Source organism: Flavobacterium frigoritolerans (genome assembly GCF_025847275.1).
Taxonomy (GTDB): domain Bacteria; phylum Bacteroidota; class Bacteroidia; order Flavobacteriales; family Flavobacteriaceae; genus Flavobacterium; species Flavobacterium frigoritolerans.
The window spans coordinates 299,519-322,509 of record NZ_JAOZEV010000002.1 but is presented as its reverse complement, the minus strand read 5'-3'; the positions used below and the strand labels follow the sequence as shown (position 1 = coordinate 322,509).

The 22,991-nt window shown below is 32.5% G+C and carries 16 protein-coding genes; 7 read left to right on the top strand and 9 right to left on the bottom strand.

Annotation, left to right across the window (positions count from 1 at the left end):
* Positions 1-293: 293 nt before the first annotated feature.
* Both OIU80_RS04045 and gldA read right to left on the bottom strand, forming a co-directional pair.
* On the bottom strand, positions 294-2,408 hold the full coding sequence (locus OIU80_RS04045; RefSeq protein ID WP_264285766.1) for a TonB-dependent receptor domain-containing protein: 2,115 nt from the start codon (positions 2,406-2,408) through the stop codon (positions 294-296).
* A 551-nt stretch (positions 2,409-2,959) separates the two neighbouring features.
* A complete protein-coding gene (gene gldA, locus OIU80_RS04040) occupies positions 2,960-3,856 on the bottom strand; it encodes a gliding motility-associated ABC transporter ATP-binding subunit GldA (RefSeq protein ID WP_264285765.1) in 897 nt (298 codons plus the stop codon).
* 146 nt (positions 3,857-4,002) lie between these two features.
* On the opposite strand from gldA, the gene OIU80_RS04035 reads away from it, so the two are divergent.
* Positions 4,003-4,584 (top strand): porin family protein, encoded by a 582-nt coding sequence (locus tag OIU80_RS04035; protein WP_264285764.1) that lies wholly within the window; start codon positions 4,003-4,005, stop codon positions 4,582-4,584.
* Between the two features lie 208 nt (positions 4,585-4,792).
* Complete coding sequence (locus OIU80_RS04030; RefSeq protein WP_264285763.1) at positions 4,793-5,371, top strand: porin family protein; 579 nt, start codon at positions 4,793-4,795, stop codon at positions 5,369-5,371.
* A 105-nt stretch (positions 5,372-5,476) separates the two neighbouring features.
* Here the strand turns inward: OIU80_RS04030 and OIU80_RS04025 are convergent, their stop codons facing one another.
* The 5 genes from OIU80_RS04025 to metE form a co-directional block, all read right to left on the bottom strand.
* Positions 5,477-6,145: a hypothetical protein gene (locus OIU80_RS04025; protein WP_264285762.1), complete on the bottom strand. Its 669-nt coding sequence runs from the start codon at positions 6,143-6,145 to the stop codon at positions 5,477-5,479.
* Between the two features lie 61 nt (positions 6,146-6,206).
* Positions 6,207-6,980 (bottom strand): toxin-antitoxin system YwqK family antitoxin, encoded by a 774-nt coding sequence (locus OIU80_RS04020; RefSeq protein ID WP_264285761.1) that lies wholly within the window; start codon positions 6,978-6,980, stop codon positions 6,207-6,209.
* Positions 6,981-7,736, bottom strand: a complete 756-nt coding sequence (locus tag OIU80_RS04015; protein WP_264285760.1) for a hypothetical protein — start codon at positions 7,734-7,736, stop codon at positions 6,981-6,983. It abuts the gene before it with no gap.
* Between the two features lie 267 nt (positions 7,737-8,003).
* Positions 8,004-8,417: a helix-turn-helix domain-containing protein gene (locus tag OIU80_RS04010; protein WP_264285759.1), complete on the bottom strand. Its 414-nt coding sequence runs from the start codon at positions 8,415-8,417 to the stop codon at positions 8,004-8,006.
* Between the two features lie 167 nt (positions 8,418-8,584).
* The gene (metE, locus tag OIU80_RS04005) at positions 8,585-10,909 is read right to left on the bottom strand and encodes a 5-methyltetrahydropteroyltriglutamate--homocysteine S-methyltransferase (protein ID WP_264285758.1); all 2,325 of its coding nucleotides are present in this window, start codon (positions 10,907-10,909) and stop codon (positions 8,585-8,587) included.
* 157 nt (positions 10,910-11,066) lie between these two features.
* Between metE and OIU80_RS04000 the strand changes: the two genes are divergently transcribed.
* Together OIU80_RS04000 and OIU80_RS03995 are read left to right on the top strand one after the other, a co-directional pair.
* The gene (locus tag OIU80_RS04000; protein ID WP_264285757.1) at positions 11,067-11,528 is read left to right on the top strand and encodes an Lrp/AsnC family transcriptional regulator; all 462 of its coding nucleotides are present in this window, start codon (positions 11,067-11,069) and stop codon (positions 11,526-11,528) included.
* 78 nt (positions 11,529-11,606) lie between these two features.
* Positions 11,607-12,953 carry a deoxyguanosinetriphosphate triphosphohydrolase gene (locus OIU80_RS03995; protein WP_264285756.1) on the top strand — a complete coding sequence of 449 codons (1,347 nt, stop codon included), beginning with the start codon at positions 11,607-11,609 and terminating at the stop codon, positions 12,951-12,953.
* Between the two features lie 3 nt (positions 12,954-12,956).
* On the opposite strand, the gene OIU80_RS03990 is transcribed toward OIU80_RS03995, so the two are convergent.
* Positions 12,957-13,952, bottom strand: coding sequence for a DUF3078 domain-containing protein (locus OIU80_RS03990; RefSeq protein ID WP_264285755.1), 996 nt, complete (start codon positions 13,950-13,952; stop codon positions 12,957-12,959).
* A 39-nt stretch (positions 13,953-13,991) separates the two neighbouring features.
* The gene (locus tag OIU80_RS03985; RefSeq protein ID WP_264285754.1) at positions 13,992-15,773 is read right to left on the bottom strand and encodes a 1-deoxy-D-xylulose-5-phosphate synthase; all 1,782 of its coding nucleotides are present in this window, start codon (positions 15,771-15,773) and stop codon (positions 13,992-13,994) included.
* 38 nt (positions 15,774-15,811) lie between these two features.
* Here OIU80_RS03985 and OIU80_RS03980 point away from each other — a divergent pair, with 38 nt between their 5' ends.
* The 3 genes from OIU80_RS03980 to OIU80_RS03970 all read left to right on the top strand — a co-directional run bounded on the left by OIU80_RS03980 (position 15,812) and on the right by OIU80_RS03970 (position 22,848).
* Positions 15,812-16,255, top strand: a complete 444-nt coding sequence (locus OIU80_RS03980; RefSeq protein WP_264285753.1) for a nucleoside deaminase — start codon at positions 15,812-15,814, stop codon at positions 16,253-16,255.
* A 35-nt stretch (positions 16,256-16,290) separates the two neighbouring features.
* Positions 16,291-16,923, top strand: a complete 633-nt coding sequence (locus OIU80_RS03975) for a hypothetical protein (protein WP_264285752.1) — start codon at positions 16,291-16,293, stop codon at positions 16,921-16,923.
* Positions 16,924-17,172: 249 nt separating this feature from the next.
* Entirely contained in the window at positions 17,173-22,848 is a 5,676-nt protein-coding gene (locus tag OIU80_RS03970; RefSeq protein WP_264285751.1) for an alpha-2-macroglobulin family protein, read from the top strand.
* Positions 22,849-22,991: the final 143 nt, after the last annotated feature.

The window sequence follows — 22,991 nt, the reverse complement described above, 5'->3', positions numbered from 1 at the left end:
AAAAGACTTTTTTATGTTTAACAAATAAATAAAGAATCAATCCAAAACCAATATGATTGTTTTGATGAGTAAAGTTCGATTGTCAGACTGAGCGGAGTCGAAGTCTCATTTGCTGAATCACTTTGCGGGACTTCGACTCCGCTCAGTCTGACATTAGTATGTTGGAATTAATTGCAAGGAACAATTTAAATATTCATTACTATCGAATAAAAACAGATATAGCCTGCTTAAACAAGCAGGCTATAGTACATCAAGTAAACAAAAATAAGAGGTGGAACTAAAGATTTAAAGCATTAAATTCTGTAAGTAAAGGAAATTGTTGCTACACGGCTATCAAGATTATATCTTTTGTCAATACTGGTTTGTCCGATAACCGAATTGATATTGTATTTATTAGTATTAAAAATATCGGTAACATTAAACTTTATACTGCCTTTGTTAGCAAGAACCTGTTTTGATAATCCGATGCTAAAATCAAAGAAACTATCTCTCTCATAAATTCCAACATTCGATTTTGATTGATACTGCGCATTGGCCTCAGCTTTCCAAGTGTCAGTAATTGTAAATGAGTTTTGAACATTTAAATTTAATGTTACTATTGGGTCAATTGTATTTGTATTAATCATGTTTCCTTCAAATCTATTCTCAAAAACATTCATCAGCGTATTTACAGACCACCATTTATAAATATCGGTTGTATTGGTAATATTTACACCATAATTAAAAGATTTTTTGGCATTGATTTGAGAAGTTACCGTTGTATTATCTGCAGGATTATAAACATAAATTTCTGTAAAAACGTCTTTGGTTTGGTTAAAATACACAGAAGCCATAAATGCACTTTTCCAAGAGTAGCCTATTTCTGTTGAGTGAGTAATTTCTGGAACCAGATCAGGATTACCTTGTGAATAATTAAACGAGTCATCATAAAAACGGAATGGATTTAAATCAAACTGACTTGGTCTGTTGATTCTCTTGCTATAAGAAGCGTGTACTGAATGATTACTGTTCATTTCGTATTTTAATGCAAGACTAGGAAACCATTTTAAGTAATCATCTTTATGATTTTCATTCAGCGTTTTTTGGTTAATATCAATCGCAGTATATTCTGTTCTTACCCCTCCTTGAATACTAAGATTCTCTAGTTTGTATTTATAGTTAGCGTAAGCGGCATAAATCTGTTCATCGTATACAAAATGATTTGTCGAATTAAGATCAATTATCCATTGATTATTATAGTACTCATAAACTGAGGGATTGTCATTATTCTTTATACTTGCTTTAAATCCCCATTCCAGAGTTTGCTTTTCTTTTATAGGGTTTGTGAAATCTACTTTACCAGTAAAAACTTTTAAATGTGAAGGGATATATCCTCTTCTGTCATTAATTGGAGCGCCAGCGATTAAATTTTGTGCACTTTGAAATTGATTAGATCTAAATTTTGATGTCTCATATTCAAAATCAAAGGTCATATTTTTACCCTCAGTATTAAATTTATGAACCCCCGAAAAAGCATAGGTATAATCAAACCACTTTTCCTTGCTATCATTATAGGTTAAAGCATCAAATTCTAATTGATTTAAGTTATTAAATAAAGCATTTCCACCATTGGCAATATTTTGGTAGCGACCAATTTTTGCGTCAAGCGAAACTTCCAAATTTGTTTTTGAAGAAACTTCATATGAAGTTCCAATTTTAAAATTGTTTGAAGTAAGAGGTTCGCTTGTTGTCGAATGTTGGTAATTTGTTGTTGCAACTTCCTGTATGCTAATGTCTTTGTGTTGAATTTGTTCAAATTTTTTACGTTCTTCTTCGCCTCTAAAAGTATAACTATAATTACCAAAAACACCAAATTTGTCTTTGTTGTAGCTTAAACTCATACCAGAGTTTGTTCTGTTTTTTCGACCTCTTCCGTAACTAGAGAATACGGTTCCTTTTATTCCAGAAGTACTTGGTTTTTTTAATATAATATTAATCATTCCCGCTTTACCAGTTGCATCATATTTAGACGAAGGATTAGTAATTACTTCTATTTGTTTAATATTAGATGAGGTTGTTGATTTTAAATAATTAGCAAGTTCTTTTTGTGAAAGCTGCGTTAGTTTGCCATTAATCATAACGCCGACACCTTGTTGTCCTCTAATAGATAATTCTCCATCCTGAGACACTACAACACCTGGAGCACGCATTAGTACATCTAAAGCAGTTCCGCCTTCAGCAACAATGCTGTTCTCAACATTAAAGACCATGCGATCTGATTTTTGAGTATAAAGAACTTTCCTTTTTACAATTATAATTTCATCTAATGCATTTACTGATGTTTCGATAATACTATCTTTTTCTTTTTCTGTTTGCGAATAGGCATAAACAGAAAATGCAAGCATAAGGGATGTTATAATATTTTTCATATTATTTGTTTTAATTTATGGGAATAATAAAATGGCTTTTGAATTAAGCCTAAAGTACAGTTGGACTATAGTAATCTTTGTTTAAAAAATGAAATCTGAAATAAACAAACTGAGATTTTAATTGAAATGAAATCCATTTTAGCAAATTTCATCGGAGTATTTTTTTTCAAGATAAAATAAGTTACTTGAATGTGCAGAGGAGGAGATTTTTGATGAATAAAATAAAAACATGATTGTATATTATTTAAATTTTTAAACTTCAAATATAGTATTATTTATAACAAGTCTAAATAAAAATAATTTAAATTTTATTGTAAATGATAATCTATTGGTAATTAGTTACTACCAAGTATTAAACCGCAGTAAAACTCCTGTTTTTAATTCTTTTTGAGAATGATATTAAGGTAAGAATACCCAAAAGAGCTTGGTTTAGGGTGATTTTGTTTAATAAAAAAATCCAATTCGCTCTATACAATAGAAAGAATTGGATTTTTTATAAGTGAACAAATTTATTATTGTTGAAATGTAAACCGAATACTGATACCGTAGACTTATTTAGTGATTTCTCTAAAAACAGCCTCTAGGTTTTTATTTTTTTGATTAAGCTGTAATGTTTTTAAACCATTGGCAGTTGCAAAGTCAAAAATAGCAGGGCGCATATCTTTTTCAGTGACAAATGTCAGTTCCCAAATCATGTCATGCGTATTTTTATATGAACTAATGTTTTCTAGTTTGGCAAGTAATTGTTCTTCTACCTGATAATCAAACTCTACTTCAATAATTTGTTCTTTATCTTCAGAAATTAATTTGTCTAGTTTTTTGTCAGTAACAATTTTTCCGTTGTTAATGATAATAACTCTGTCACAAATTGCTTCTACTTCTTGCATAATATGTGTCGATAAAAAAACCGTTTTATTTTCACCTACATTCTTAATTACGTTTCTGATTTCTATTAACTGATTAGGATCCAGACCAGTTGTTGGTTCGTCAAGAATTAAAACATCAGGATTGTGTAATAGAGCATTTGCTAACCCTACACGCTGACGATATCCTTTAGACAATTGTCCTATTTTTTTATGACTTTCGGCTGACAGCCCTGTCAGTTGGATAACTTCTTCGATACGGAATTTCGCCACTTTATAAACATCGGCATTAAAAGCCAAATACTCACGAACATACAAATCCAAATACAATGGATTATGCTCTGGTAAATAACCAATAGATAATTGCACTGCCTTGGTATCAGTCATGACATCATGACCGTTTACAAGTGCTGTACCCGAATCGGCTAGTAAGTAAGTAGTTAAGATTTTCATCAAAGTTGATTTTCCAGCCCCGTTAGGACCAAGAAACCCAACGATTTCACCCTTTTTAATCGAAAATGAGATTTCGTCTAATGCTTTTTGAGTGCCGTAACTTTTTGATATGCTGTTTACTTCTATCGACATGACTTTTTTATTTGTTGCAAAAGTAAACAGAAATCTGCTTGATTACTAAATTTTTGTCTTTTAAAGAAATCATAAAAAAAACTTAAAGCTCAACAGCAGCGGCACCGTTATTGTTAAAGGAATATCAAATTAAACAAACAAATAAAATGAAAAAATTTTTACTTATTCTTGCATTAGCTACTTTTAGCTTTGCAAATGCTCAAAAAGGATCAATCTTAGTTGGTGGAAACATCTCGTACACTTCTGAAAAATCAGAATTCAAATTTAGTGAAGAAAAAACAAATACTTTTAGCTTTTCTCCTAAAGTAGGTTACCAATTTAACGATAACTGGACAGTTGGGGGTGAATTTACTGTAGCATCATCTAATGAAGACAATGGAATTACAGAAGAAAAAAACAATGCTTTCAAAATAGGAGCATTTGTACGTTATTCTGTGCCATTAAGTGCAACTTTTTCTGTTTTTGCTGATATGGGTGCAGGTTTTCAAAATGCTAAAAATAAAGAATACGGTCCTGGAAATGCTTATTCAAAATCTAAAGCTGATGGTATGTACGTAGGTATTACTCCAGCTCTTTTCATTAACATGAAAAACGGTTTTGGTTTAAACTTCAATATCGGTGGTTTAGGTTACGAAACATTAAGCTACGATAACAACGGTCCTGATGTTAGTAATTTCTTCTTTAATTTCGGTAGAGAAGTTGGTATTGGAATTTCTAAAAACTTCTAATCTTAGATTAGTTTTCAATTTTAAAAGCACCCAAATTAGGGTGCTTTTTTTGTGCTTAGAAGTAACGTTTTCGTTTCTTATGTTATTAAACCATGATTTCAAAAGCTTTATTTAATGTGTTTTTTTAACAAATTGTTATTAAACCTGTTGAGGTTAAATGATGGTATTTTTGTTGTTGAGTAGCTGTAATAACTTAATAAACATTAATATGAAAAAAATGCTACTTATTCTTGCATTAGCTACATTTAGCTTTGCAAATGCCCAAAAGGGAACAATCTTAGTTGGTGGAAACATTGGGTATTCTTCTCAAACTGCAGATAATGATTTGGTTAAAAGGAAGTCTGATCTATTTAGTTTTTCTCCTAAAATTGGGTATCAATTTAATGATAATTGGACTATAGGAGGAGAATTTGCAGTATCATCTTCAAAAGAAACTAACGGTGAATCAGTTGGTAAATACAAAGAATTTAAATATGGAGCATTTGTACGTTATTCTGTGCCATTAAGCCAAACTTTTTCTGTATTTGCTGATTTAGGAGCAGGTTTTCAGAACCAGCAAACAAAAACTTATGATGGCGCAATTACTAAAAAATATAAAGCTGATGGAATTTATGTTGGAATAACTCCAGCTCTTTTTATCAATATGAAAAAAGGTTTTGGTTTAAACTTCAGTATTGGTGGTTTAGGCTATGAAACATTTGATTATGAGATTAATGGTACTGATGTTCGTAAATTCTACTTTAATTTTGGTAAAACTGTTAATATCGGAATTTCTAAAAACTTCTAATTTTAGATTGGTTCTCAATTTTAAAAAGCACCCAAATTAGGGTGCTTTTTTTATTTTTCAAGACTTAAATGTGTTCAAATGAACAGCTCTACGAATGAGTTTTGCTTAATGAACCTCAACCTCAAAAGATTCTGTATAAGTAATGGAAGTTTTTTCTTTATCATTAAATTTATAATTAACAACTGTTTGTATTGTATTAATTCCCTTTTTAATTAATACTTCTTTTACTTCAATGCCTATCTGAGATGTTTTCTTTAATGTCCGTTTAGCGTTTGTATTATCTATATTTTCAATCTTTAAAGTACGTTTAGCATTAGGTATATTTGCTATTAAATAATGATGTTTTAAGGTGTCTCCAACTTTCAAATATTGATTAACATCTTCTTTAAGTCGTCTTTTGCTTGCTATTTTATTTTGATAGGTTTCTATTAATGGATGTCCTTTAAAGTTTTCGACATTTCCTTTTTCATCATAAAGAATAGTAAAAGCTTGTATGCCTGAATCATCGTATGATGTATAACGCATAATTTTTCCTGATGGAAAGTTATCAATCCTTTCTTCAACGACTTCATTTCCTTTTTCATTATAACGCACTAATTTGTCATGCAAAACAGACTCTCCATTTTTAATAACATATTCAGATATCTCTTTTTCATGTTTTATATCAGGAGAATATTCTTTTAATGTGTAAGCTTTTTTATAATTAGAATAAAAAAATAGGACGATCAAACCAAGTATCACATTGAACACTACTATCATATATTTCTTTTTCATTATTTCTTTTATTAAGATTCTTAAATATTTCTTCTATTCTGTACTGATTGTGCGATATTAATTAGTTCACATTTACATCAAAAGTAAGTGTGTCATTAAAAACAGGAGTAATTTTATCTACAAATTCGTATTTAACAATTGCTCTAATTGTATTTGTTCCTTTTTTTATTAAAATTTCTTCCACATTAACCCTTGTTGGCGCGTTATGTTTTGTGGTTCTTTTAATATCTCTATCATCGATACTCATATTTTCCACTTTAAAACTACGTTTGGTATTCGGTAAATTAGCTAGTAAATATTGATATTTTAAGGTATCACCAACTCTTAACAGCTGCTCAGTTTTAATATTATATTGTTTTTTATGAGTAAACTTATATTGATATACTTCTAATATTGGATATCCTCTATATTCCCTCACTCCTTTTTCATCATAGCTGATAATAAAGCAAGATTTTCCAAAATCATTATACATAACATATTTATTTATCAATCCTATTGTGTCATAAAAAGTACTTTCTAAAGTGATTTTACTATTTTCTTTATAGTGAGTGGATTCTATTTTACCATCATCGTAATAGTAAGAACAGATACCATTTGGCTCATTATCTATGAATTGACCTTCTGCTATTTTTATTCCTTTTTTATTGTATCGTGAGTACTTGCCTTCAAAAATAGTATCTCCATTTCTAATAATATATTCTGATATATCTGTTGTTTTTGTATCTGGGAAATATTGCTTTAAAGTATGTACTCTATCATCTTTAAAACAAAAATGAAATAGTAGTACCCCAAAAAGTGTAACAGAAATTACGACTAGTATTATTTTATTTTTCATTTATTTCTTTTTTTGTTGTTTTTCATAAATATCTCTTCTCATATATTCATTTTTATTCGGGTCATTGGGATTATTAAATATTTGAATATATTCTGTTTTTTGAGCAGAGGCTGGAGTTGTATTATCTCTTTTCTTGCCTGCCTCTTCATATGTAGATTTCCCTGCCTTTATAGCATTCGCACTATGATCGGTTGCAGTAATAAAATCATCAGTTTTGTTTTCCTTTGTTGGTTTTCCTCCATTAGTTCCTTTTCCTTTTGAAATGCTACCTCTTCTTTCAAATCCCATTATAATAGTAAGAGCTTCAAAAGCACCTCTAAAATCAATCCATGTAGCATCTCTCGTGCCTCGGCGCAAGGAGCTTGGATCTTGATTGTTTCCTCTGTCAGAAAATGCAATTCCTCCAAAACGGAATGATTTTGGAATTTCTCCAAAACTAAATGACTTTTTACTGAAATCATGAATAACTTTTCCGTTATAAGTTATTAGTTTGGTGTCTCCATCTAATAATATTCGATTACCATTAATAAACGTCTTTCCCCAGGTATGTCCTAAATTAGAATAGTGGTCAATTTGAGCACGTCCGTCAAGCCAAATTATTTGACCAGTATTTTTATTTCTGTACCAATCAAATGGAGTTCGTCCATAAAAATCAGCTAATTGTAATAAATCGTTGTTATAGGCCGAATATGAAAAATACTGCCCAAGATCATCCTCTTTTGCTAAATTATTAAAGTTGTCAAAATTTCTAAACACAATACTTATTTGTAGGTTATTACATCTTTTGGTGTAATAATACATATAAATTGTCTTACTTACAATAAATATTCACCTTATTTGTTTAGGAAGCAGTTAACCTGTTTACTCGGATATACCCAAAGAGAACATGTAAATTAATAAAATACAAAAGCATCTTAATTAATACAAAATGTCTTTTGAGACTTGCAACTACAATTAATCTTATAAAACAAAAAAGAGACTCTAGAGTCTCTTTTTTGGAATTAATATATTTTTTGTAAAAGGCTATTTTCCTTTTAGTGAATTTTCTAAATATTCAATTTTTTCTTTTTCAGCTTGTAACAAACGTTCGTAAAGATTTTTGTTTTCTTGGTAAGCTTCAATTAATTTATCTAAAGGATTGAAGGTACAATTATTTGCAAAAATACTTCCAGTGGTAACAATATTATCATTAAAGTTATTAAAATAATTTATAACACCTTCTTCTGAAAAGTTTTTGATTGCCTCTACAGTTACACCAAGAGCTTTTGCAATTTCGACAAGTTTTTCTTTATCTACAGTTTCGCTTGATTCAATATTAGATACAGATTGTTGGCTAACGCCAATTGCATCTGCTAGCGCTTCTTGTTTTATACCTCGAAGTTCTCTAATTCGGCTTATATTTCTGCCAATATGTCTTGGTTTTGTTGCTGTGCTCATAGTTCAAAGATAATAAAAAGTCAAGTTATAAAAAAATAGATAATAATTATATAAATTTTCTACTTCAAAAAATAAAGCCAACATAAGTGAAGTCGAAAACTAACTCATAACTACAAGAGCATCGACTTCACATAATTGACATAAAAAAAAATATAGCTAAACAAAAATTATAAGCTTATTTCGGTTTCCACGGCTGCTCTCATTTCCTGAGCTGCAGCAACCATCTCAATCAATGCTTTTTTTGTTTCATCCCAATGACGGGTTTTTAAACCACAATCAGGATTAACCCAAAGTTGGTTTACAGGAATAACTGCCGAAGCCTTTTCTAATAATTTCACCATTTCTTGGCTAGAAGGAACGCGTGGGGAGTGAATGTCATAAACTCCAGGACCTATTTCGTTAGGATATTTAAAATCAGCAAAAGCATCAAGTAATTCCATTTGCGAACGCGAACATTCGATAGTGATTACATCGGCATCCATATCGGCAATATTTTGGATAATATCATTGAATTCGCTGTAACACATATGTGTATGAATTTGAGTATCGTCTTTAACGCCACTAGCCGAAATTCGGAATGCTTTAACGGCCCAATCCAAGTAAGTAGCCCATTCTTCTTTGCGTAATGGCAATCCTTCACGAATAGCAGGTTCGTCAATTTGGATGATTTTTATTCCAGCATCTTCAAGATCTACAACTTCATCTCTTATTGCCAATGCAATTTGTGTGCAGGTTTGAGAACGCGGTTGGTCATTACGAACAAATGACCATTGCAGAATTGTTACAGGTCCGGTTAACATCCCTTTTAGCCATTTAGAAGTTAGCGATTGGGCATATTTCGACCATTTTACAGTCATTGGTTTTGGTCTAGAAACGTCCCCATAAATTACAGGAGGTTTCACACAGCGGCTACCATAACTTTGTACCCAACCATTTTTAGTAAATGTAAAACCAGCCAATTGCTCGCCAAAATATTCCACCATATCATTACGTTCAAATTCACCATGAACAAGAACATCGATTCCGGTTTCTTCTTGAAAACGAATTGTTTCTTCCGTTTCTTTCTTTATTAAATCATCGTATTGTTGTTGCGTTAATTCGCCTTTTTTGAATTTTGCTCTCCAGCTTCTCACTTCAGGAGTTTGCGGAAATGATCCAATTGTAGTAGTTGGAAACAAAGGAAGATTTAAAGCATCGATTTGCTTCTCACGACGAATAGCAAAAGTGTTTTTACGTTTATCATCACCAGCAGCAATGTTTGCTACACGATTTTTAACCGATTCGTTATGGATTAATTTTGATGTTTTTCTGTTTTCGTTTGCCAAATTATTTTCTGCAAATTGAATAGAGTTTATAGTATCTATTTCTTTGGTAGCAAACTGTTTCAATAAAACGACTTCTTGTATTTTTTGTTTGGCAAAAGCCAGCCATTGTTTAATTTCGGGAGTAAGAGTCTCATTGTTTGTTTCTAATTCTAAATCGCAAGGACTATGAATTAATGAACAAGATGGAGCGATTAATATTCTGTTTTCGCCAAGAGCTGTTACCGCTTTTTCAATAATTGCTAATGAATTTTTAAAGTCATTTTTCCAGATATTTCTCCCATCTACTAAACCAAGTGAAAGATTTGCGTTTGGAGATAATTGTTTCGATTCTAAAATATCATCTAGTTGTAAAGGACAACGAACTAAGTCTAAGTGCAAGGTATCAACAGGCAGAGCCAATGCTGTAGCTAAGTTTTCGCCAAAGCAATCGAAGTAATTGGCAAGAATGATTTTGATATTCGGGAAACGGTTGTTGATTTCGGTATATACTTTCGTGAAAACGTTTCTTTCTTTATCAGTTAAGTTTAAAGCCAAGAAAGGCTCGTCTAATTGAATATAAGTTGCGTTTTCGGCTTCTAGTTTTTTGAAAATTTCAAAATATACAGGAAGTAATGATTCAATAAGATCAATTCGGTGAAAGCCTTCTTCTTTCTCTTTCCCTAAAAGCAAGTAAGAGATAGGGCCTATAAGTACAGGTTTTGTAGCAATACCTAAATCATTAGCTTCTTTAAACTCGTTGATTATTTTTTCTGAAAATAGAGTAAACTTTTGGTTTTTTGTAAATTCAGGAACAATATAATGGTAATTGGTGTCAAACCATTTTGTCATTTCCATAGCAACAACATCTTGTCCTTTTTTTTGAGAACCTCTTGCCATTGCAAAATACAAATCGATAGAAGAATTGGTTTTTGCAAAATCATTGTAACGTTCAGGAATTGCTCCTAATGTCAATGTTAAATCCAGAACCTGATCGTAAAATGAGAAATCATTTGACGGAATTAAATCAATACCAGATTCAGCCTGTAATTGCCAGTTTTCTTTACGGATGTTCTTTCCGACAGCCAAAAGTTCTTCAGCCGAAAGTTGCCCTGCCCAGTATAATTCACTAGCTTTTTTTAATTCTCTGTTGCTGCCAATTCGAGGATAACCTAAATTATTTGTTTTCATTTTTGTTTCAGTATTTTTTACTGAACAAATTTATTGTATTGGTTTTTAAAACTTATATTTGGTTTTTATTTAAGTAAATAAACTTTATTAAGTTGATTTTTGAAGATTATAATACTGATTAATTGTTTTAAAACGAACTTTAGCCGTAAAAATTACTATGGAAAATTTAGATAAAACCGATTTAGAGATCCTGAGACACCTTCAGGAAAACTCAAATATCAATACAAAAGACCTAGCAAGCAAATTATTCCTGACTGTTACACCTGTTTATGAGCGCATAAAAAGATTGGAAAGAGATGGATATATTACCAAATATGTTGCTCTGTTAGATAAGAAAAAAATGAATTGTGGTATGACCGTCTTTTGTAACGTTCGATTAAAAGAACATGCAAGAAATGTAGGGAGCAATTTTGTGAAAGATATTGTTGCGCTTCCCGAAATTATAGAGTGTTATAATATTGCTGGAGATTATGATTTTATGCTAAAAATCCTTGTTCAGGATATGGCTAGTTATCAGGATTTTGTAATGAATAAATTATCTACCATCGAAAACATAGGCAATACAAACAGTATTTTTGTAATGGGAGAAATTAAACACAGTACCGCATTAGAGTTTTAATCAGTGCAAAGTCCTAAAATAAAAATGTATTTTTGCCTTTCATAACCTAAAATCGTTAATCTTCAATCTAAAATCACAATGAACTGGGAACAACTTTTATCACTCAAACGCCAAGGCGATACTAGCAAAAGATTACGTGTAGAACAAGATGATACGCGATTGGGATTTGAAGTAGATTATGATCGAATAATATTTTCGTCGGCGTTTAGAAGTTTACAAGATAAAACGCAGGTGATTCCGCTTTCTAAAACAGATTTTGTGCACACCCGATTAACGCACAGCTTAGAGGTTTCGGTTGTAGGGCGTTCAATAGGGCGTTTGGTAGGAAAAAAAATAATCGAAAAATATCCATATCTAAAAGAAGTTCACGGATACCATATGAACGATTTTGGTGCTATAGTTGCAGCTGCATCTTTGGCACACGATATTGGGAATCCTCCTTTTGGACATTCGGGAGAAAAAGCAATTGGTGAATATTTCTCTATAGGAAAAGGACAACAATACAAAGAGCATTTGTCGGATAAAGAATGGCAGGATTTAATAGATTTTGAAGGTAATGCCAATGGGTTTTCTGTACTAACAGCAAGTCGACCAGGAATAGAAGGAGGACTCAGAATTTCATATGCTACATTAGGAGCGTTTATGAAATACCCGAAAGAAAGTTTACCCAAAAAACCGACTAATAATATAGCTGATAAAAAATACGGTTTCTTCCAGACAGATAAAGACTTTTTTAATAAGGTAGCTGTTGATATGGGTATGTTACCTAATAAATCAGGAAACGATATTGGTTTTGAAAGGCATCCTCTAGCTTATTTAGTAGAAGCTGCCGATGATATTTGCTATACTATTATTGATTTTGAAGATGGAATAAATCTAGGATTAGTTTCAGAGGATTATGCTTTAGAATATCTGATAAAATTGGTGAAAGACAATATTGGTGTTGCCAAATATAAAACGTTAACGACTAAAGAAGATAGAATTAGTTATTTACGTGCTCTAGCAATTGGAAGCTTGATAAATGATGCAGTTAAAGTTTTTATTGATAATGAAGAAGCCATCCTTGCGGGTAAATTTCCTTACGCATTAATGGATAAAAGTCAATATAAAGCACAAATGAACGATATTATAAATCTTAGTGTTCAAAATATATATCAAAGTCGTGAAGTGATTGAAAAAGAAATAGTTGGTTATCAAATCATCCAAACACTTCTGGATAAATTTATAACAGCTTTTAATAATAAATACGACGGAAAAACATCAAACTATGATACTTTAATTTTAAAGATGTTGCCAGAGAAACACCATTTAGAAAAAGAAGGATTATATGAAAGATTACTGCATATATGCCATTATGTTTCATTATTAACCGATGGAAATGCCTTAGAATTGTTTGAAACTATAAATGGAAGAAAGACAACTTAGTTGTTAAAAGGCGTATACAACACCAACACCTAAAACCTGTTTTAATTGTGCTTTTGGTCCTTGTGTAACTTGTACTCCAGCAATTTCTTTTTTAGATTTGATGTCGTCATCATAAACAAAGTGTACGCCAACATTCGCTTTTACATATTGATTTACAACAAGATCTAAGCGAGTGTCATAATCGATGTCGATGTTTCCGAATCTGTTGAGGTAATCGGTATAAAGGCTTAGACGGTTTTCGAAAAATATATTTTTGAAAATCTCGTTTTTCGAATAAGCAGTAAGTAAAATACCAAATTCAGCTTTTATTTTTTGACCTTCATCAACAAGAATCTTATTGTTAGGATCTAGAGGATCATCAATATAAATGGCTTTTCTAACACCAAAGGCTCCTTGGTTTGCTAAAGTTTGGTCTAAAACTAATGTAGTCTTTAAAGTAATCGGTGAGAAATAAAAAGTACGATTTTTTTGTTTATTAGCGTTTTCAGCCCCTGCTCCTAAGAATACGTAAGCTGGAGCAAAAAGCTTGGAAATAGGAATGTCAGTGTTTGGATAAGAATATCCATTGGTAAATTGAGAGTTTAAATTAAATTTTGCTGAGTAATACCAATTTGACAACGTATCTCTTCTAAAACCATAAGTAGAGTTAAACTGAAAGGCATCATCGGTTTTACGTAATTCGATTCCATCTTGTTTATTTAAACCATATTTTAAAAGAAGTTCATTTGCCCATTTGTGATTGTCTTTTACGTATACTCTTGAAAATTCACCTTTAAAAAGCCCCGAAATAGAGCTGGTTCCCCCAGCACTCCAGTTAACAAAAGCAATTTGTGTAATATCAAATCCTAATTTGTTCTTTTTAGTCCAGTTAGAATGTACATCTGGTAACTGAGTTTGAATTACTGGCGTTAATTGAGTTTGAATTAAAGATTTCTGAGCGAAATTTTTAGATGAACAAAATAAAAAAAGTACTAAAAAAGGTAAATGGGATAATTTCATTATGGCATTTTTTGTTTTGGGTCTGCAAAATAATTCTTTTTAACCAAGAGAAAAAAGATTTTCTAAACTTTTAACGTCAATATTGCATAATTGTTGCAATTCGGTAACAGTTCCATGTTCAATAAAAGTGTCAGGAATTCCTAATGTTCTTATTTTAGCATTGTAATTATGAAGAGCCGAAAACTCTAAAATTGCAGTTCCAAAACCACCATTTATAGCACCGTCTTCAATAGTAATTATAGTTGTAAATCTTTCAAAAATGGAATGTAATAATTTGTCGTCTAATGGTTTGATAAATGGGAAGTCGTAGTGAGCAATAGTGTTTGAATTACTACTATTTTCTAAAGCAGTTATTACATTATTTCCAATAGTTCCAGAAGACAAAACAGCGGTTTTGCTACCCTCTTTAAGGCAAGTTGCAGTTCCAATTTCGATTGTAGCATAATTCTTAAAATAATTCTTTTGCCAATCGGTAATTACGCCGCGACCTCTAGGATACCGAATAGCAATAGGATGATTCAATCCCAGTTGTGCAGTATATAAAATGTTTTGTAAGGCTATCTCATTTAAAGGAGCATAAATTATCATATTAGGAATGCAACGCAAATAAGCAATATCAAAAACGCCATGATGAGTTGCGCCATCTTCTCCAACTAAACCAGCTCTGTCGAGACAAAAGATAACAGGTAAATCTTGTAATGCTACATCGTGTATAATTTGGTCGTAAGCACGTTGCAAAAAAGTAGAATAGATATTGCAATAAACAATCATTCCCTGAGTAGCCATACCAGCAGCAAGTGTTACCGCATGTTGTTCGGCAATCCCTACATCAAAGGCGCGTTTAGGAAAAGCATCCATCATAAATTTAAGAGAACTTCCTGAAGGCATTGCAGGCGTGATACCAACGATATTTTCGTTTTTTTGAGCCAAATCTAAAATAGTTAACCCAAATACATCTTGGTATTTTGGCGGAAGATTATCTTCAATTTTAGGAATGATTTCTCCAGTTGAAGCATTAAATTTTCCAGGAGCGTGATATTGAACCTGATTTTCCTCGGCTTGTTGTAATCCTTTCCCTTTGGTCGTAACAATATGCAGAAATTTAGGGCCTTTTATGTTTTTTAAACGTTTTAATTCTTTAATCAAAGCAAAGATATCATGACCATCAATAGGACCCGAATAATCAAAATTCAATGATTTGATCATGTTGTTCTTCTTCGGATTTTTTCCTTCTTTTACAGCAGTAAGATATTTTTTCAGCGCACCTACACTTGGGTCAATCCCGATGGCATTATCGTTTAAGATTACCAATAAATTAGCATCAGTCACACCAGCATGATTCAAGCCTTCAAAAGCCATTCCAGATGCAATTGAAGCATCGCCAATTACAGCAATATGATGTTTGTTGAAATTATCCTTTAAGTTAGAAGCAATTGCCATTCCTAAAGCTGCCGAGATAGAAGTAGAAGAGTGGCCTACGCCAAAAGTATCATAATTGCTTTCGGCTCTTTTAGGGAAACCTGAAATTCCGTTAAGCTGGCGATTGGTATGGAAAATTTCTCTCCTTTCAGTCAATATTTTATGTCCGTAAGCTTGATGACCTACATCCCAAACCAATAAATCGTCGGGAGTATTAAATACATAGTGCAGTGCAATAGTAAGTTCAGTAACACCAAGGCTTGCACCCAAATGTCCTTCTTTTACAGAAACAATATCAATAATAAAATCACGTAATTCCTGAGCAACTTGAGGGAGTTGCGCTTCGGAAAGTAAGCGTAAATCGGCGGGATTATATATGTTGGGAAGTAAATTGACTGACATAAAAGCAAATGTACGAATTGAATTCTTATTTTTGTTTTATGATAGATATTTTCACCGACGAGTATTTTATGAAAAAGGCTTTGCAGGAAGCTGAAATGGCATTTGATAAAGATGAAATTCCTGTTGGAGCCATAATTGTAATTGATAATAAAGTCATTGCAAGAAGCCATAATTTAACTGAATTACTAAATGATGTTACGGCTCATGCCGAAATGCAGGCAATAACAGCTGCAGCTAATTTTTTAGGCGGAAAATATCTAAAAGACTGTACGCTTTACGTAACGCTGGAACCTTGCCAGATGTGTGCTGGTGCTTTATATTGGAGTCAGATTTCTAAAATTGTTTTCGGAGCAAGCGATGAACATCGTGGTTACGAAAAAATGGGAACACAACTACATCCTAAAACTGTTGTTGTTCGTGGAGTTATGGCAAATGAAGCTTCGGATTTAATGAAACGTTTTTTTGCTAAAAGGCGAAAATAATTTTATCGCAGTTTCATTCTTATTAAAAAGTTATTATGACTGATTTTTCAATAATAAAAAAGCTATTTCATATTACAGAACCTAATGGTTTTACTAATGATGAAATTCAAATTGTTAAAAATATCTTCGGGCAACTTCCTGAAGTATTTGTTGATTACTATAGTGAATTAGGTAAGATTCAAAGCTTAAATCAAACCCAAGATTTATTAATTATACCAGAGCGATTTCAATATTATAAACAGAATGATTATTTGATATTTTATTCCGAAAATCAGAAATCATGTGTTTGGGGAATTCATAAAGAGGATTTGTCAAAACCTAATCCGCCAGTTTTCGGGAGTACAGATGAAAAAGAATGGAATTTGGAAACAGAAACCTTAACGGAATTTTTTACTGCAATGGCGTTGCTTCAGGCTTGTTATGCATTGAGATTTCCATGTAACACATTTTATGAATTAGAACAACATGAATTGGATTTTGTTATCGAAAATTTCCGAAATAAAGGAGTTTCATTCAGGCAATGGCTAGAAGGAATAAACTTTTATGGTAATTATGAGGATGATGTAATTGTAATTATGGCTAATAACCAATTGTTTTATGCTGCAAATACAGAAGAACATTTTACGGAATTAGATGATGTATTGTCTAAGCTTGGAGTAGAATTTTAAAAATGATTGAGGAGTCTTTGCCAGAATCTTAATAATAACGTAATCATTGATTGAGCTTCACATTTAATAAATCATTTTTTGCTAAAAGGCAAAAATAATTAGCATTACTGAATTTTCTTCTAAAAAGTAATTAAAATTTACAGTACTTTTATTACATATAAAGAGCATTTAATCAATCGTAAATTTGATTGTGAAATGGTATAATCTTTATATGTTATATTATTTTGTAACCATTAATTTGATACTCAATTGAAAACAAGAGGATTAGTTTACGTGTTGATTGTGTTTTTTATTTTTCAGAGTTGTGGCAGAAAATCTGCTTCTGATTTTAATTCTGATTTTTCATTATTCAAAGAGTATATAACGAGTTTTACAGGCGGGATAGTTTCGTCTCAATCGGATATACGCGTTGTTTTGGCTTTTGAAAAAAAAGAATGGAAAATCAATGAGGTTTTAGACAATAATTTATTTGATATTTCTCCAAGTGTCGATGGTAAAGTTGTCGCACTTTCGAGTAATACAATTGCCTTTATTCCCGAAAAGAAGTTAAAAGCTGGAACCGAATATCAGGTAACCCTAAATTTAGATAAACTAATTACGCTTCCTAAAAAAGGAGATGATGATAAAGATTTGTCTAAATTCAATTTTACCGTTAAAACAGTCAAACAGGATTTTATTGTTAATACGCTAGATGTTCAATCGTATAGCAAAGAATATCAATACCTAAATTGTGTATTAAAAACGGCTGACGTTATAGATTTAGAAACAGCAAAAAAACTAGTTTTAGCGAGTCATAACGGAAAAAATCTTACTATCAAATTTGATAAAGCGGCAAGTTCTGGAAAAGAATTTAAGTTTATCATTGATAGTATTCAGCGTTTACCAGAAGAAAGTAATCTTGAGATTTCTTATGATGGAAATGATTTTGACATTGAACAAAAAGGAAAAATGGATTTTCCGATTACATCAATAAACGAGTTTAAAATTATAAAAGTCGAAATTCCAGATGAAAACAATCAATCGGTATTAATTAATTTCTCAGAACCATTAGAGAAAGGGCAGGATTTTAAAGGATTGGTTGCCATACAAAACACCAATAACCTGAAATTCTCAACACAAGGAAATACGTTAAAAGTTTATTTTAGTAATGAAAAACCGGTTCAGGAAGTGGTACATGAGGTTGCTGTTGCAGTTGTTGATACAGCAAGTGTTGCTGTAGATTCTACAAGTGTATCAGTAGATAGTGCTGCTGTAGCTGTACAAGAAGTAGTAGAAGAACCAGAATCGGAGCCAGTATCTGATCAAACGGTTACTGGCGAACTATTGTTGGAAGTTTTCCAAGGAATCGAAAGTCAGTATGGTCGAAAGATGAGCGAAAATTACACGGAGAAGATTTCTTTCGATCAGATAAAACCAAATATTAAGTTTATAAAAAACGGAACGATTTTACCAAGTTCTAATAATTTGAAATTAAATTTTGAAGCGGTAAATCTTAGTGCGGTAGATGTAAAAGTATATAAGATATATAAAAATAATATCTTACAGTTTCTTCAGAACAATGAATTAAACGGAGCTCAAAACTTAAAAAGAGTGGCGCAACCTGTTGCTAAAACAACAATTAATCTTAAAGAAAATACTTTAATTAATCCAACTAAGTGGAATACATATGCTTTGGATTTATCCAAAATTATAACGCCAGAACCAGGGGCAATTTATAGAGTCGAGTTCTCGTATAAAAAAGCATACTCATTATATAAATGCGAAACTAGCGAACCAGATACAGATCAAACTGAAGAAGAAGAGGTAGATGAGAATGATGTAAACTACAGTGGTAATTCATACGATGACTATTATTACGATGATTATGAATGGAGAGAAAGTCAAGATCCTTGTACAGGTTCCTATTATTATAATGCAAAAATTGGAACTAATATTTTAGCTTCAGATCTTGGAGTAATAGCCAAACGAGGAGAGAACAAATCCTATTTATTTGTAGTAAATAACATAATCACCACAGAACCAGTTTCGAATGCAAGAGTAGATTTGTATAGTTTTCAGCAACAGAAACTAACAACAGGAACAACAAGCAGTGAAGGAATTGCTTCTTTTCAGTTAGATAAATTTGCCTATTTTGCTATTGTTACTTTAGGAACGCAATCGACTTATGTAAAATTGGATGATGGAAATTCATTGTCGGTAAGTAATTTTGATGTAGCGGGCGAAACCTTGCAGAAAGGACTAAAAGGATATATTTATGGGGAGCGTGGAGTTTGGCGCCCAGGGGATAATTTGTATTTATCATTTATATTTAATGATGCAGCAAATAAATTACCAAAAGCACATCCGATAAAATTTAGATTAACTGATCCTAACGGAAAAGTTACGTATCAAACTGTTCAGAAATCGAATGACCTAAACCATTATGCGTTTACAGTTCCTACAGATGCAGAAGCACCTACAGGAAATTGGGAAGCTATGGTAAGCGTAGGTGGGGCTAAATATTACAAGAGTATAAAAATTGAAACGATTAAACCGAATCGTTTAAAAATTAAGAATACTTTCAGAAGAGCAATATTGTCTTCATCTTACCCAAATACAAGTAATCTTGAAGTTACATGGCTTCATGGTGCTATTGCTAAAAATCTGAATGTAGAAATGCAGGCAAAATTTTCTCAGCAAAGCACAACTTTTAAAGGCTATGAGAAATATGTTTTTGATGATTTGGTACGTCAATTTAGTACAGAGGAAATTAATATCTTTTCAGGGAAGCTAGATGCCAACGGAAGAGCAACTGTAAATATTGAGCCTAAGTTACAAGGGCAGGCACCAGGAATGTTAAGAGCAGCTTTTATTACAAAAGTCTATGAAGAAGGTGGAGATTTTAGTACCGATGTTATCTCAACAACATATTCGCCTTACAATACTTATGTAGGAGTAAAATCGCCTGAACCTACTAAATACGGAATGCTAGAAACCCGTAAGCAAAACCGATTTGATATTGTTACTGTTGATGAAAATGGAAGACCAAAATCAGTACGAAACTTAGAAGTAAAAGTATATAAAACAGAATGGCGCTGGTGGTGGGATGCTTCGAGTGATAATTTATCCAATTATAATTCGTCGAACGCTACAACATCATATAAAACATTTGTTGTAAATACGGATTCTAGCGGAAAAGGAAGTTTTCAGTTTGCATTGACCGATGAAGAATGGGGACGTTACTTAATACGTGTTTCGGATGAAGTTGGCGGACACGCATCGGCATTAACTGTAAATATTGATTGGCCAATATGGTCTGGAAAAACAAGAAACACAGATGCATCTACAGCAAATATGCTTGTTTTTTCTACAGATAAAAAGAATTATGCTGTAGGCGAAAAAGCACAAATATCTTTCCCTTCGAGTGAAGGTGGTCGTGCTTTGGTCTCTATAGAAAATGGTTCGAAAGTAGTACAGACACTTTGGGTAAAAACCCAAAAAGGAGAAACTAAAGTCGAAGTTCCTATTACGGGAGCGATGGCACCCAATGTATATTTTAATATTACACTTTTGCAACCGCATGCATCGACCAAAAATGATTCGCCAATTCGTATGTACGGAATCGTTCCAATCGAAGTAATTGATAAAACTACGATTCTTGCTCCCAGCATTTCGATGCCAGATGTGCTAAAACCAGAACAAACGTTTCCTATAAAAGTAAGCGAGAAATCAGGGAAAGAAATGACTTACACAATTGCAGTTGTCGATGAAGGGTTGCTTGATTTAACTCGTTTTAAAACACCAAATGCTTGGGATAGTTTTTATGTTAGAGAAGCTTTAGGAGTAAAAACATGGGATGTTTATGATGATGTAATTGGAGCGTATGGAGGTAAAGTAAATCAAATTTTTAGTATTGGTGGAGATCAGGATTTAGGTGGAGGAAAAGCGAAGAAAGCCAATCGTTTTAAGCCAGTAGTTGTTTATCTCGGACCATTTAAATTAGGAAAAGGAGAAACGAAAACACACCAAGTAAAATTGCCAAAATATATTGGCTCAGTAAGAACAATGGTAGTTGCCGGTGATGCGAACACAAGTGCATACGGAAGTGTCGAAAAAGCAACTCCTGTACGTAGTCCGTTAATGGTATTAGCTTCATTGCCTAGAAAAATTTCTCCATCAGAAAAAGTAACAATTCCTGTTACGATTTTTGCAATGGAAAAAAACATCAAAAACGTTACTGTACAAATAAAAACAAGCAATGGATTAAGAGTTGTAGGAAGCCCAGCGCAAAGATTGACATTTACACAGCCAGACGAAAAAATGGCTTATTTTAATCTAGAAGTTGGAGGTGCAACAGGAATTGCCAAAGTACAAGTTATCGCTACATCAGGAAAAGAGAAATCAGTTTATGATGTCGAAATAGATATGACGAATCCAAATCCTGTAACGAATACTTTTACAGATGTAATTTTGGAACCAAATAGCTCTAAGACTATTGTATGGAAAACATTTGGAGTTTCAGGAAGTAATAAAGCAAAATTGGAAGTGTCGTCGATGCCAACGATTAATTTAAACGGAAGATTACAGTTTCTTATTCAGTATCCGCATGGATGTGTAGAGCAAACAACTTCATCGGTATTTCCGCAATTATTTTTGAATGATGTTGCTGATATTGATGCAACACGCCAACAGCTTATTCAAAAGAATGTTACAGCAGGAATTACGAGATTGGGAAGTTTTCAATTGGCAAATGGAGGGCTTCCATATTGGCAAGGAAATTCAATTGCCGATGATTGGGGAACTTCATACGCAGGACATTTCATGATTGAGGCAGAAAAGAAAGGATTTGTATTACCTATCAATTTTAAATCAAAATGGTTGTCATATCAACAAAAAGAAGCCAAACAATGGCGATTTGAGCCACGTTACGGAAATGATATGGCACAAGCGTATCGTTTGTACACATTGGCTTTGGCAGGTTCGTCAGATCTATCTTCGATGAATAGATTGCGTGAAACCAAGGGGATTTCTAACGAAAGTAAGTTACGATTGGCTGCAGCTTATGTTTTAGCAGGGCAAAAAAGCGCCGCTTCGAGTTTGTTATTAATTAGTAAGATTGATGATGAATCGTCAAATTATAATTATTACTATTATGGTTCAAGCGATAGAAATCGTGCAATGGCTCTGGAAACAATGTTGTTGCTAGGACAGAAACAAAAAGCATTCACAATGGCTACAAAATTAGCTAAGAGTATGGCGAGTGACCAATGGATGAGCACGCAAACAACGGCTTATTCTTTATATGCAATGTCTCAATTCTCATTGAACAACGGAGTAAAAGGAATAGATGTACAGTTTAGTAAAGATGGAAAAAGTCAAGTTATAAAAACTTCAAAAACAGTTGCCGACAGAAGTTTAGTAGTCAAAACAGGTACAAACAGTATCACTTTAAAAAACAATAAGAAGAATACGATTTATGTTCGCGTATTAAATACTGGAATTTTACCAATAGGACAGGAAAATGTAGTTCAGAGCGATGTTTCGGCTGGTATAGTTTTCAAAAACAGAAAAGGTGGAGTCATCAATGTTTCAAGAATTACGCAAGGAACAGAGTTTATTGCTGAGGTAACAGTTAGAAGCCAAAGAAACGAGCGTGTCGAAAATGTGGCATTGACACAAATTTTGCCTTCAGGATTTGAAATTGTAAATACCCGTTTTACCGATTATGGAGATGCAACCAATAATGTCGCTGATTATATTGATATTCGTGATGATAGAACTAATTTCTATTTTGGGCTAAAAGCTGGTGAAACCAAAGTGTTTAAAATTTTGTTGAATGCATCATATTTAGGTAATTATTATTTGCCAGGATTACAATGTGAAGCAATGTATGATAATACATTCTTAGCAAGAACTAAAGGGTTTTGGGTTGAAGTGGTGAAATAGGCTTATGCTGGATTTCGTATCCTAACAGGTTTCTAAAACCTGTTAGGTATTATATGAAGGGTCTAGAATAAAAAAAATATAAAATTGAAGATAGTTAAAGATGCCTAACAGGTTTTAGAAACGTGTTAGGATATAAAAAGGGA